The organism is Janthinobacterium sp. SUN100, assembly GCF_030397705.1.
In the GTDB taxonomy this organism is placed as follows: domain Bacteria; phylum Pseudomonadota; class Gammaproteobacteria; order Burkholderiales; family Burkholderiaceae_D; genus Janthinobacterium; species Janthinobacterium kumbetense.
Genome location: NZ_JAPUBU010000005.1, coordinates 93,998 through 105,739, shown reverse-complemented (window position 1 = coordinate 105,739; position 11,742 = coordinate 93,998). Strand labels below are relative to the sequence as shown.

The following is an 11,742-nucleotide window of genomic DNA, read 5'->3' as shown; positions in this document are numbered from 1 at the left end:
GCTCATCACATGCGCGGCGAGTGGGTGGCGAAGTACACGCCATGGGGCGAGCGGCCCACCGGGATGGTCTTGATCACCTTGCGCGTGGTCAAGTCGATCACGGCCACTTTCTTGATCCAGCGCAACGTTACCCACATGGTCTTGCCGTCCGGCGTGATTTCCATGCAATCGGGGCCGCCCGGCACATTGATGGTGCCCACGTTTTCCAGGGTTTGCTGGTCGATGATGTTGATGGTGTTCGACACGCGGTTCGAGACGAACGTCATGCGGTTGTCGCCCAGCGCGCGGAAATTGTGCGTGCCGGCGCCCGCCTTGATGCGCTTGACGGTCTTTTGCGTGCGCCAGTCGATCACTTCCACGTAATCGCTGCCCATGATGCCCACCAGCAAATGCTTGCCATCGGGCGTCATCGTGATGCCGGCTGGCGCCGGGCCGACGGGCATGGTCCATTTCACCGTTTGCGTGGCCAGGTCGATGGCGCTGACCTGGTTGCTGCCCTGCTGCGTAATGAAAGCCATGGTGCTGTCGGCCGTGAACGCCATATGGCTGGGCAACTTTGGCAGCGGAATGCGCTTGGCCAGGGTCAGGTTCTTGCCGTCATAGCGGTACAGGTCGATACGGTCCAGGCGCAAGGAGTTCGAGATGAACCATTTCTGGTCCGGCGAAAAGCCGATCTGGTACGGGTCGAGGATGTTGCTGATGCGGCGCTGGATCTGGCCCGACACGGGGTCGAGGAAAATCAGCTCGTTGCCGACGGAACTGGCGACGATCAGCGACTTGCCGTCCGGCGTTTCCATCAGATGGTGCGGTTCCTTGCCGACGGCAAAGGTGGACAGGGGAGCATAGGTTTTCTGGTCCAGCAGTTGCACCGTAGCATCACGGGAATTGAGCACCACCACCACTTCGGCTTGCGCCGTCGATATTGCGGAAACCAGGCACAGCGAGGAAAAAACAAGGCGGCGTAGACTGCGGAACATGGCAAAAATCACTGTTAAATACAAAACATGCATTTTACGTGGAACACTGTATTTATTGTGTGAAATCCCCCCTTAAATGCTGCCGGCAGCCACACATCGCCGTAATTTCCGTTTTTTCCCCGTGCCAGGCCTGGAATGGCGCTTTGCAACTCATTGCTCTACAATCTGAAGCTTTCATCGCCTACACAAGGATAATCATGACCACCACCACTACCGCTTCCGGTCTGCAATACATCGACACCACCGTTGGCGAAGGCGCTGAAGCGCAAGCCGGCAACAATGTTGTCGTGCATTACACGGGCTGGCTGCAAAACGACGACGGCAGCGCCGGCGCGAAATTTGACTCGAGCAAGGACCGCAACGATCCATTCGAATTCCCGCTGGGCGCCGGCCGCGTCATTCAAGGCTGGGACGAAGGCGTGCAAGGCATGAAAGTGGGCGGCAAGCGCCAGCTGATCATCCCGGCAGCACTGGGCTATGGCGCACGCGGCGCCGGCGGCGTGATTCCTCCGAACGCCACCCTGATTTTCGACGTCGAACTGCTGGGCGTATAAGCACCGACTCCGCAGCGCTCAAGCGACTGTACCGACGCCGCCCCTGTTCACTCAGCGGCGGCGTTTTTGTTTTGAGTGTGTCCTCTAATGCACGGCGCGCTTTTTTCACTATGATGTCAGGCACTGCAGCACGCACGGTGGCCACTCCGCCGGGCCTGCCGCACTTTTCCAGCGATTCCATCAGCACACAGGAGCCATCATGAGTTTACAAGAGCAATTCGAACAAGCGCAGCTCGATTCCAAGACCCTGTCCGAGCGTCCGGACAATATGACCTTGTTGAAAATCTACGCCTTGTTCAAGCAAGCGTCGAGCGGCGACGCCACGGGCGAGCGTCCTGGCATGACCGACTTCGTCAACCGCGCCAAGTTCGACGCCTGGGCGGCCCTGGCCGGCACCTCGAAGGAAGAGGCGCAACAGCAATACATCGACCTGATCGAAGACTTGAAGGACTGATGTATCCCTGCCCCGGCGCCTGCCGGGGCAGTATAATTTCTGCATGACCCCATCCCCGCTTTCCCCAGTTTCCCTGGCGCACGCCGCCGACCTGCCCCGTCTGTTCGACGTCTGGCACCTGTCCGTCCGCGCCACCCACGACTTCCTCGCCGACAGCGATATCGCCTTCCTGATGCCCTTAGTGCGCGAGGAGCTGGCCAGGGTGACGGCGGAACGCCTGCTGCACGTGCTGCGCGCGGATGACGGCGTCGCCCATGCCTTCCTGTGCGTCGAGCACGCCAAGATCGAGATGCTGTTCGTCCATCCGGATCACCGGGGCAGCGGCGCCGGCCGCACCCTGGTCCGTCACGCCATCGCGGCCCTGGGCGCCACGGCCGTCGATGTCAACGAGCACAACGCGCAAGCGCACGGTTTTTACCGCCACCTGGGCTTTATCGTGGAAAACCGCTCGGAATGCGACCCGTTTGGCAAGCCTTTCCCCATTTTGCACCTGAAACTGGCTGAAATGGCCTAAAAACTCACCAAAAACCACCAAAACAGGCCGTTAACGCAAAAGTGGCTACCAAATCGGTAGCCACTTTTTTTACGCCTGTCTCAGCCGCAAACTTACTTTTTCGCCGCCGCCAGCGCTTGCGCGATCCAGCCGTCAAACGTCTGCTGGTGGAACTTGATCCAGCCAGCCGTGTGGCGCGCGATATCCGCTTGCGTGTTTTCGCCGCGGCGCATGCGCTCGTTCTGCGCATTGATGTCCGCCACGGGCAATTGCATCACTTCGAACAGCTTGGCCGCGGCCGGATTCTTCTCCGCCCAGGCCTTGTTCGACACGATGCGCGCCGTGTTGACGGCAAAGCCGTAGTCGCTGCCATCGTCGAGACGGGTATTCACCTTGTCCGGATTGGCCGAGAACGGCACTTTCAGCCAGACTACGTCCTTGCCCGGCACCAGCACGCCGCTGACCCAGTACGGCGTCCACGTGTAATACAGGATCGGTTCGCCACGCTTGTAGCGGCCCAGGGTGTCGGCGATCAGGGCCGCATAGCTGCCCTGCACGTGCGTCACCGTCTTGCGCAATTTATACGCATCCATGTGGTTCTCGATCAGCGCTTCGCAACCCCAGCCTGGGTTGCAACCGGTCAAGTCGGCCTTGCCATCGCCATCATGGTCGAACAGCTTGGCCAGGTTGGGATCGCGCAACTGGTCGATATTCGTGATGTTGTACTTTTCCGCCGTCGCCTTGTCGATCAGATAACCTTGCGCGGCAGGCCCCGCATACTGGCCCGTGCGCGACAGCTTGGCGTCGCCGCCCGCATTGTTATAGAAATCCTTGTGCATCGGGTCCCAGTGCACGGCCATGAAGGTGGCGTCACCGTTGGCAATGGCGATATGCGCCGTCGGGTATTCCACTTCCTTGATCGGCTGCACGTCGTAGCCCAGCTTTTCCAGGGCCTTATCGACCAGCATGGTCTGGAAGGTTTCTTCCGCGATCGAGCTTTGCAGCGGTTGCACCTTGACGCCCTTGCCGGGCAGCGCATCGGCAGCGGCGGCCGGCGTCTGCGCCATGGCCAGGCTGGTGGTCAGGGCCATGGCGGCGATCGCCAGGGCGGAAAACAGCTGGAACTTGCGTTGCGATTTTTGCGTCACTTTGAAATTGTCGATTTGATGCATGTGTATCCTTTATTGTGCGTTGGCCAGCGTTACTTGCTGTTCAACATTATTTTTCTCCGCATTGCCGCGCACCAGGCACAGCACGAAACCGGCAGGACCCGTCTGGTACCAGTGGCGCACGCCGCGGCGTGGCTGGCCCATCGCCTGCGTCAAGCGGTCCAGGGTGATGGCCAGCAGCACGATGCCCAGGCCGCCCACGGTGGCCAGGCCCATGTCCAGGCGGCCGATGCCGCGCAATACCATCTGGCCCAGGCCGCCGACGGCGATCATCGAGGCGATCACGACCATCGACAGCGACAGCATCAGCGACTGGTTGATACCGGCCATGATCGATGGCATGGCCAGCGGAAATTGCACGCGGGTCAGCAACTGCCACGGCGAGGCGCCATATGCGCGGGCCGCTTCGATCAGGTCGGGACGTACCTGGCGGATGCCGAGGTTGGTCAGACGTACCAGCGGCGGCAGGGCAAAGATGATCGTCACGATCACGCCAGGCGCATTACCGATACCAAACAGCATCACCACGGGCACCAGGTAGACAAACGCGGGCGTCGTCTGCATGGCGTCGAGCAGGGGGCGCAGGATATTCTGCGCGCGGTCGCTGCTGGCAAGGAAGATACCCAACGGCAAGCCAATGGCCAGGCAGAACGCCAGCGACGTCAAGACCAGCGACAGGGTCGTCATGGCTTCCGGCCAGATGCCCAGCATGGACACCACCAGCAGCGCCAGCACGGTGCCGATGGCCAGGGTGCGGCTGGTAAATTGCCAAGCCAGCAAGCCGATGATGGCGATCACCGTCAGCGACGGGGCGGCCAGCAGCACGCCTTCCACGCCGGACAGCACGCTGTCGATCGGCGCGCGCACGGCCTGGAAGAAGGGACGGAAATGCGCGACGACCCAGCCCAGGCCCTGGTTGATCCAGCTTTCCAGCGGCAGCGAGCCGTCGAAAATCTGCGTCAGGTGAAAGCCGGACGCATGTTCCGGCTGCACGGCAGGCGCGGCGGCGTCCAGCCAGGCGGTGCTGGCGTCGGTAGGCGGCGTCAGCGCCCAGGGATTGATTTGGGCGGCCTGTTCAACAACAGGTTCTACTGCGGAAACGGTGCTTGGATTCATGCTTGTCCTTTCTGTTGTTGTTCGGCTATGGCTGGCGTGTCGCGGTCGAGGAACTTCAGCAAGGTTGTCTTGCTGATGGCGCCGCGGAAGCTGCCGTCATTGGCCACCACAGGGACGGCGTAAGGCAGTTGCGCCACCTGGCCGAACAGGCCGGCGACTGGCTCATCTGCATTGATGGTCTGCACGTCGGGCAAATAGGCATGCGCCAGGCCCAGCGGACCCACATGGCCGTCGAGCGCACTGCGCAGCGAATCGGCCGAGACGACGCCGAGAAACTTGCGCTGCGGATTGACGACATACGCAAACGCGCGATCCTGCTCTTCCAGCATCGACAGCGCGGCGCGCGAGCCGCGGCTCGGCGACTCGGACACGACGATCTGGCTCTTGCGGGCAATATCGCTGGCCTTGAAGACGGCCGCCGCATCGACGCCGCGCACGAAGTTGCGCACGTAATCGTTGGCAGGTTTACGCAGGATTTCTTCCGGCGTGCCCACTTGCACCACGTGGCCGTCTTTCATGATGGCAACGCGGTCGCCGATGCGCATGGCTTCGTCGAGGTCATGCGAAATGAAGACGATGGTGCGGCGCTTGATTTGCTGCAAGCGCAGCAGTTCCGATTGCATTTCCGTACGGATAATCGGATCGAGCGCGGAAAACGCTTCATCCATCAGCAGAATCGATGGATCGCAGGCCAATGCACGGGCCAGGCCCACGCGCTGCTGCATGCCGCCCGACAATTCGTCGGGATAGCTGGCGCCGTAGCCGTCCAGGCCCACCTGCTCCAGCGCTTGCTGGGCCAGCGCATGGCGCTCGGCCTTGGGCATGCCGGCCAGTTCCATGCCGAAGGCAGTGTTGTCGAGCACGGTAATTTGCGGCAGCAGCGCGAACGACTGGAACACCATGCTGATGTCCTTGCGGCGCAGGGCACGCAGCTGGGCGTCCGGCAAGGTATTGATGTCGTTGCCGTCGATCAAGATGCGGCCGGCGGTCGGCTCGATCAGGCGGTTCAGCATGCGCACCAGGGTCGACTTGCCCGAACCGGACAGGCCCATGATGACGAAGATCTCACCCGCTTCAATGGTAAAGGTGGCGTCGAAAACGCCGATGGTGCAGTCAGTCTGGGCCAGGATATCCTGCTTGCTGGCGCCCTGATGGACGAGTTCAAGTGCTTCTTCTGGCTTGTCGCCGAACACTTTGAACACATGGTCGATAATGATTTGTTTTGCCACGATGTGGTTCTCCCTCGATTTGACGAATGGAATGAAACCCAGCAAGCTGCCAGCTTGCGGCGGGAATCAGCAAACCCTGTTGCGTCGGCTACGCCACGGCGCAAAAAAGCGCACGGGAGCGACAGGAAACAGGGGGTGACACGCATGTGACCAGCGGATGGCCAAAGCCGGTGCCGGGGTGCCGTGTGCGTGCTAAAAGAGGCTGTGGTTCAGGACTTTTAACAACGCTAGCGCCATGCAAATACATGGCACCAAATGTATTTGACCGAAAAAAATCGACCAAGCTACTTTTAACTGGATGCGGGTGTAAAACCCAATGAATTATTCACCACTCAGCGAGTGGGGAGTACTGCGAAGCAGATGGTGAAACGCGGTGTAGCTGTTGTAAATATGACTCAAGTATAACGCAAAAAGCCGCCAAAGTCCAATGGCTTTCCAAATAGAAATGTGCTAGCAATGTTCGCCAGCGTACAGTCAGACGTGAAAAAGGCGAAAAGCGACGTGTTTTCATCGTCTTTTCGCCCATCGCTGCGACGCGTTTTCTAGCACCAAACATGGCGCCAGACAAGCGGATCAAACTGGCTCGGTAAACACCTTGCGCATCTTTTCGGCGATCTTGCCTTCAATCGTGGAAGCGAAGGCGCTGAGCATGAAGCCCAGCTTGATTTGCAGTTGCGCCTGCTCTTTTTCCAGGGTCAGCGAACCATCGACGCCGCTGCGCTCGAAGCGCAGCACATCGCCATCCCAGGCGCACGCCAGGTCATATTCCTGGGCCAGCTTGTCGGCCACTTGCTGCGCCGCTTCGCGCGCCTTTGCTGCTGTCAGCTTATGTTGCTGAACTATATTTATATCCGCCATCAAACGATCCTTTTATTATAAAAACGGGTGCCATACGGCCAGCATCATACCAGCCGCCACGCGGCAGCCGCAGCCATGGGGAACGGCGGCACACGGAAAAAACCGCGCTTTCTTGCGCCGCACTTGCGCCGCATCAAACCGCAACCACCGAAGCAGGCCGACTATCTCCATTCCAGTTGCGAGTGTCTTGGAGAGCTACCATGGACCAGAAAGTCATCGTGCCGGTCGAAGCCGTGCTGACCCAATGCGTGTCCTTGCCTGTCGGCTATGTCCCTACCCCCTCGGCGCCCTACCGCCTGCACCGCAAGAATGCGCAACTGACCCTGCAGCCGGGTCCGCCCCGCCTGACGGACGCCACGGTCCGCAACCTGGCCGCCGTGCCCGTCGGTTCGCGCGTGCTGATCTGGAAGCAAGACCCGTCCGTGAGCGAGCTGGGCACGCGCAAGTCCTTCCTGCCCGGCCTGATCCTGCAAGGCCCGCGCGACGCGCGCATCACCTTTGGCGAGCCGGGCATCGCCCAGGTCAGCCCGAATGCCTTTGGCGACTTCATCGTCTCGCCCAACACCGACCAGTTCGACGCCGTGCACACGTTTGCCATCGTGCGCATGACGCTGACCATGTACCAGCGCGCGATGGCCAGCAACAATACGGCGCCGCCCCTGCCCTGGCAATGGAATAGCGCCAGCAACACGGCACCGCTGCGCGTGTTCCCGCACGGCTTGCCCAATGTCATGAATGCCTATTACAGCCGCAGCGACAAGGCCGTCAAGTTCGGCGACTTCATTCCCAGCGGCGCCACCGAGCGCGTCTACACTTGCCGCTCGCTCGACATCGTCTCGCATGAAACCGGGCACGCCATCCTCGATGGCCTCAAGCCGAATTGGCTGCTCAACAATAATCCACCGCAAACGGGCGGCTTGCACGAATCGTTCGGCGACCTGACGGCCATCTTCCTGGCCCTGTCTCAGCTGGACCAGGTCGAAGCCGTGATCGCGCAAACCAAGTCCGACCTGCACGACAAAACTTTCCTGGCCGACCTGGCGGAACAGTTCGGCCTGGCGCTGGGCCGGCCGAACGGCTTGCGCAATGCCGATAACGACATCAAATTGTCGGAGGCCGGCACGGAAGTGCACGCCATCTCGCAAGTGTTTACAGGCGCTATCTACGACATCCTGGCCGACATCTTTGCCCACGAACGCCAGCCCCAGCTGGAAGATGACGCGGCCGTGCTGCACCGTTGCGGCGACTACCTGCGCAGCCTGGTCTTGCGCGCCCTGGTGGCGTCCCCCGACCAGGCGGCCACGTACGCTGACGTGGCCGGCCACATGCTGACCCTGGCGCAAGCCGACGGCTTTACCAGCTACCTCGATTTCATCCGCAACAGCTTTACCGTGCGCGAAGTGCTCAAGGACAATGCCATGACGGAGGATGGACAAATGACCTTTGCCCCCGATGTCGTCGACGAAGCGGGCGCCGTGCAAGACAGGCGCGCCTGCTGCGGTACCATGAACCATGCGGAATACAGCGAATCGGATCAATTGCTGGAAGCGGAGCGCGAAGCGCTGGCGGCCTGGTGCCGCAGTTACGCCCCCCGATAAGCGCCCCGCGCCGCAAGCCCGCCAGCGGTCAGCCGCAGGCGAAGGCATGCAGCATCACATTCCCACCACCGTCCCCAAGAAGGAGCAGCATGAAAATTTCAGCCCGCAGCAGCGGCGGCTTTGCCGGCCTGAGCGAACAGTACGACATCGATACGCAAGCCCACCCGGCCGGCCCCGGGCTGGAAGCGGCACTGGCCAGCAGCGGTTTTTTCACGCACCCGCAGGGCACGGGTGAACAGGTGGGCGCCGATATCCCCCATTGGCAGATCACCGTCGAGGCACCGGCCGCGCGCCGCACCATCACGTTTGCCGAAGATGGCAGTGCTGAAAATGCACGTTGGCAACAGTTGCTGACGCAAATACGCGCCAGCGCCTGATTGTTCCGGCACTTATTTTTACCGATCTTGATTTGGGTAAAACAAAAACACCACACGGCGAGCTTCCGCCTCGCCCGTCCTGCTCCCTGCAGCATCGGGCGACTGTCGCTTTCTTGCCGCGTTCTTCATGGTAACGTCCCGGATAGTCGCTGAATTGCACGCTCTGCGCGGCAACGGCGCTGCCAAAAAATGAATTTGCTTATATGTATTGTATATAAGCGGGATTTGTGAGAAATAGCGAATTGCCTTAAAATACAATGCTTTGCTTTAGTATGCGCCGCCGAGGTTCCTGCAGGCGCTACAGCACCTCCCCCCAAATTGATAGGACTGTTATGACCCACGTTGTCACCGAATCCTGCATCGCCTGTCGCTATACCGACTGCGTCGATGTCTGCCCGGTAGATTGTTTCCGGGAAGGCCCGAACTTCCTGGCAATCGATCCGGACGAATGTATTGACTGCGCAGTCTGCGTGGCAGAGTGCCCGGTGAACGCGATTTTCGCGGAAGAAGACGTGCCGGGCGACCAGCAAGCCTTCATCAAGATCAACGTCGACCTGGCCCGTAACTGGCCTTCGATCACCAAGACGAAGGCTGCCTTGCCGGAAGCCGAGCAATACAAGGACGTCAAGGACAAACTTGACATGCTGGTGCGCTAAGCGCACGGCACTTGCCGCGGCGTTTCCGGCGGAGACACTGTTCTCCGCAGGGGCGTGGCGGCGAAAAAATGTACAAAAAGCAGCGGAAACGCTGCTTTTTTTGCTTTTAGAGCATCGTTGCAGGTCTATCCACGCAAGTGTGGCGCGCTGTCACACCAAAGCGCAAACTGTGGACCTATGCGCGGTAATGCACATTTTGTCCTCAACAAATATCGTAAAATTGGATTATGATATTTGAGCCGATATTGGCGCTTGGAATTAAACAAGGACTATATATGCTTTACCAACTGCACGAACTGCAACGCTCCTTCCTCACTCCGGTGATGCAATGGGCAGACATGTCCTCCAAGTTATTTACCAACCCGGTTTCTCCACTGGCCCACACCCCGTTTTCGCAACGCATCGCAGCCGGCTACGAGCTGATGTACCGCCTTGGCAAAGACTACGAAAAACCACAATTTGACATCAAATCCGTTCTCGTCCAAGGCGAGAACGTCGACATCCGCGAACACGTTGTCGTGACAAAACCGTTTTGCCGCCTGATTCACTTCAAGAAAGAAGCCACTGGCTTGCAACAGCCCAAAGTTTTGCTGGTTGCCCCCCTGTCCGGTCACCACTCGACCCTGCTGCGCGATACCGTGCGCGGCTTGCTGGCCGAGCACGATGTCTACATCACCGACTGGACGGACGCGCGCATGGTACCGCTGACGGAAGGCCCGTTCCACCTGGACGACTACATTTATTATGTGCAGGAATTCATCCGCCTGCTGGCGCCTGACTTGCACGTCATTTCCGTCTGTCAACCGACCGTGCCCGTGCTGGCTGCCATCTCGCTGATGGCGACGGCCAAAGATCCGCACATGCCGAAAACCATGACGATGATGGGCGGCCCGATCGACCCGCGCCGCTCGCCCACGCAAGTGAACAACCTGGCGACGGAAAAGAAATTCTCGTGGTTTGAAAACACCGTGATCTACGCGGTGCCGCCGAACTACCCGGGTTTTGGCCGCAAGGTGTATCCGGGCTTCCTGCAGCACGCCGGCTTCATCGCCATGAACCCGGGCCGTCACGCGCAAAGCCATCGCGAGTTCTACATGCACCTGGTGACGGGCGACGACGAGCCGGCGGAAGGCCATCGCCAGTTCTACAACGAGTACAACGCCGTGCTGGACATGCCGGCCGAGTACTACCTGGAAACCATTAAAACGGTTTTCCAGGAATTCAGCCTGCCGATGGGCACGTGGAAAGTGGGCGGCCAGCTGGTGCGTCCGCAAGACATCACGAATGTGGCGCTGTTCACCGTAGAAGGCGAGCTGGACGACATTTCCGGCGCCGGCCAGACGCAGGCGGCGCATGACCTGTGTTCCGGCATCCCTGCCGAGATGCAGCAGGATTTCGTGGCGCCAAAATGTGGCCATTATGGCATTTTCTCGGGCCGCCGCTGGCGCGAAATCATTTGCCCGAAAATCGGCGAATTCATCCAGAAACATTCCTGATCCGCAGTATTTCAGGCAAAACGGCACGCCAGGCTACCCTGGCGTGCCGTTTTTTTATGCCCGGCTCATGCGCGTGACGTTTCGATCTTCACCGTCGGACGCGTATTGACAAAGATTTGCTCGACTCGCGGCTCGCCCGGCCCCGGCTTCTTCATCGCATAGCCATTCACGGGCTGCGAGCGGTTCACCCACAGCGCGTAATACAAATGGTCGGCGCGGGGATCTTCCGTGTTCGGGTGTATCAGTATCGTCAGGCCCAGGCTATTGAGCTGCAGCCACGGCACGATGACGGGCAGCAAGTCATTCGTAAAACCAAAGTAAAACGACGGCGTCACGTGCGGGCCGCGCGGCTCCAGGTTCCAGTCACCCAGTTCGATCTGGAAGCGCTCGGCCGCCCACTTGCGTATCAGCGCCGCCTTCTGGTAACTGTCTTCGTCAAAATAGATATGCGCGTGATAACTCTCGATATCCGTGTAGGCGCGCGGCTTCGATGGCAAGGTTTCCTCACCGGGCCGTACGCTGACGGGGCGCGGCGTGGGTGCCGTGTCCGTATGCTCGCCCCACGGGCTCTTGCCGGGTGCTGGTTTGGCGCGCTTGACGCCGCCATCCTGGGCCAAGGCCGTGCCGGCCAGGCCCGAAGCGGCCAATGCCGCCACCAGGCCGCCGCCGCGCAAGACCGTGCGGCGCTGCGGCGAGAGGAGATTGGCCCATTCCAGGTCGATGGCCGCGTGTTGATTGTTGTCAGACATAGGATTTCCTGTTCTT

13 protein-coding genes are annotated in these 11,742 nt (G+C 60.1%); 7 read left to right on the top strand and 6 right to left on the bottom strand.

Going from position 1 to position 11,742, the window contains the following annotated elements; genetic code table 11:
• Positions 1 to 5: 5 nt before the first annotated feature.
• Positions 6 to 977 (bottom strand): beta-propeller fold lactonase family protein, encoded by a 972-nt coding sequence (locus O0881_RS23480; RefSeq protein WP_034760259.1) that lies wholly within the window; start codon positions 975 to 977, stop codon positions 6 to 8.
• A gap of 197 nt (positions 978 to 1,174) precedes the next feature.
• Between O0881_RS23480 and O0881_RS23475 the strand changes: the two genes are divergently transcribed.
• The 3 genes from O0881_RS23475 (at position 1,175) to O0881_RS23465 (ending at position 2,499) form a co-directional block, all read left to right on the top strand.
• The gene (locus O0881_RS23475; RefSeq protein ID WP_034782471.1) at positions 1,175 to 1,531 is read left to right on the top strand and encodes an FKBP-type peptidyl-prolyl cis-trans isomerase; all 357 of its coding nucleotides are present in this window, start codon (positions 1,175 to 1,177) and stop codon (positions 1,529 to 1,531) included.
• Positions 1,532 to 1,730: 199 nt separating this feature from the next.
• On the top strand, positions 1,731 to 1,985 hold the full coding sequence (locus tag O0881_RS23470) for an acyl-CoA-binding protein (protein ID WP_034782468.1): 255 nt from the start codon (positions 1,731 to 1,733) through the stop codon (positions 1,983 to 1,985).
• Positions 1,986 to 2,028: 43 nt separating this feature from the next.
• A complete protein-coding gene (locus tag O0881_RS23465) occupies positions 2,029 to 2,499 on the top strand; it encodes a GNAT family N-acetyltransferase (protein WP_289913303.1) in 471 nt (156 codons plus the stop codon).
• A gap of 92 nt (positions 2,500 to 2,591) precedes the next feature.
• On the opposite strand, the gene proX is transcribed toward O0881_RS23465, so the two are convergent.
• From proX to O0881_RS23445, 4 genes are all read right to left on the bottom strand, one after another.
• A complete protein-coding gene (gene proX / locus O0881_RS23460; protein ID WP_289913302.1) occupies positions 2,592 to 3,650 on the bottom strand; it encodes a glycine betaine/L-proline ABC transporter substrate-binding protein ProX in 1,059 nt (352 codons plus the stop codon).
• 9 nt (positions 3,651 to 3,659) lie between these two features.
• Positions 3,660 to 4,763, bottom strand: a complete 1,104-nt coding sequence (gene proW / locus O0881_RS23455; protein ID WP_289913301.1) for a glycine betaine/L-proline ABC transporter permease ProW — start codon at positions 4,761 to 4,763, stop codon at positions 3,660 to 3,662.
• Complete coding sequence (gene proV, locus O0881_RS23450; RefSeq protein ID WP_099668215.1) at positions 4,760 to 5,992, bottom strand: glycine betaine/L-proline ABC transporter ATP-binding protein ProV; 1,233 nt, start codon at positions 5,990 to 5,992, stop codon at positions 4,760 to 4,762. The genes proW and proV overlap by 4 nt, the downstream gene beginning before the upstream one ends.
• Positions 5,993 to 6,565: 573 nt before the next feature.
• Positions 6,566 to 6,850, bottom strand: a complete 285-nt coding sequence (locus O0881_RS23445) for a polyhydroxyalkanoic acid system family protein (RefSeq protein WP_099665323.1) — start codon at positions 6,848 to 6,850, stop codon at positions 6,566 to 6,568.
• A gap of 200 nt (positions 6,851 to 7,050) precedes the next feature.
• On the opposite strand from O0881_RS23445, the gene O0881_RS23440 reads away from it, so the two are divergent.
• The 4 genes from O0881_RS23440 to phaZ all read left to right on the top strand — a co-directional run bounded on the left by O0881_RS23440 (position 7,051) and on the right by phaZ (position 10,977).
• Entirely contained in the window at positions 7,051 to 8,448 is a 1,398-nt protein-coding gene (locus O0881_RS23440) for a hypothetical protein (RefSeq protein ID WP_289913300.1), read from the top strand.
• A gap of 89 nt (positions 8,449 to 8,537) precedes the next feature.
• The gene (locus O0881_RS23435) at positions 8,538 to 8,825 is read left to right on the top strand and encodes a protealysin inhibitor emfourin (RefSeq protein WP_077400196.1); all 288 of its coding nucleotides are present in this window, start codon (positions 8,538 to 8,540) and stop codon (positions 8,823 to 8,825) included.
• 332 nt (positions 8,826 to 9,157) lie between these two features.
• Complete coding sequence (gene fdxA, locus O0881_RS23430) at positions 9,158 to 9,481, top strand: ferredoxin FdxA (protein ID WP_010395176.1); 324 nt, start codon at positions 9,158 to 9,160, stop codon at positions 9,479 to 9,481.
• Positions 9,482 to 9,756: 275 nt separating this feature from the next.
• On the top strand, positions 9,757 to 10,977 hold the full coding sequence (gene phaZ, locus O0881_RS23425) for a polyhydroxyalkanoate depolymerase (protein ID WP_077400193.1): 1,221 nt from the start codon (positions 9,757 to 9,759) through the stop codon (positions 10,975 to 10,977).
• A gap of 65 nt (positions 10,978 to 11,042) precedes the next feature.
• Here phaZ and O0881_RS23420 read toward each other — a convergent pair whose 3' ends face one another.
• Positions 11,043 to 11,726, bottom strand: a complete 684-nt coding sequence (locus O0881_RS23420; RefSeq protein WP_289913299.1) for a DOPA 4,5-dioxygenase family protein — start codon at positions 11,724 to 11,726, stop codon at positions 11,043 to 11,045.
• Between the last annotated feature and the right edge of the window lie 16 nt (positions 11,727 to 11,742).

Coding starts and splice junctions, on each gene's coding strand:
- O0881_RS23480 (WP_034760259.1), bottom strand. CDS start 977: ATGTTCCGCAGTCTACGCCGCCTTGTTTTTTCCTCGCTGTGCCTGGTT.
- O0881_RS23475 (WP_034782471.1), top strand. CDS start 1,175: ATGACCACCACCACTACCGCTTCCGGTCTGCAATACATCGACACCACC.
- O0881_RS23470 (WP_034782468.1), top strand. CDS start 1,731: ATGAGTTTACAAGAGCAATTCGAACAAGCGCAGCTCGATTCCAAGACC.
- O0881_RS23465 (WP_289913303.1), top strand. CDS start 2,029: ATGACCCCATCCCCGCTTTCCCCAGTTTCCCTGGCGCACGCCGCCGAC.
- proX (WP_289913302.1), bottom strand. CDS start 3,650: ATGCATCAAATCGACAATTTCAAAGTGACGCAAAAATCGCAACGCAAG.
- proW (WP_289913301.1), bottom strand. CDS start 4,763: ATGAATCCAAGCACCGTTTCCGCAGTAGAACCTGTTGTTGAACAGGCC.
- O0881_RS23445 (WP_099665323.1), bottom strand. CDS start 6,850: ATGGCGGATATAAATATAGTTCAGCAACATAAGCTGACAGCAGCAAAG.
- O0881_RS23440 (WP_289913300.1), top strand. CDS start 7,051: ATGGACCAGAAAGTCATCGTGCCGGTCGAAGCCGTGCTGACCCAATGC.
- O0881_RS23435 (WP_077400196.1), top strand. CDS start 8,538: ATGAAAATTTCAGCCCGCAGCAGCGGCGGCTTTGCCGGCCTGAGCGAA.
- fdxA (WP_010395176.1), top strand. CDS start 9,158: ATGACCCACGTTGTCACCGAATCCTGCATCGCCTGTCGCTATACCGAC.
- phaZ (WP_077400193.1), top strand. CDS start 9,757: ATGCTTTACCAACTGCACGAACTGCAACGCTCCTTCCTCACTCCGGTG.
- O0881_RS23420 (WP_289913299.1), bottom strand. CDS start 11,726: ATGTCTGACAACAATCAACACGCGGCCATCGACCTGGAATGGGCCAAT.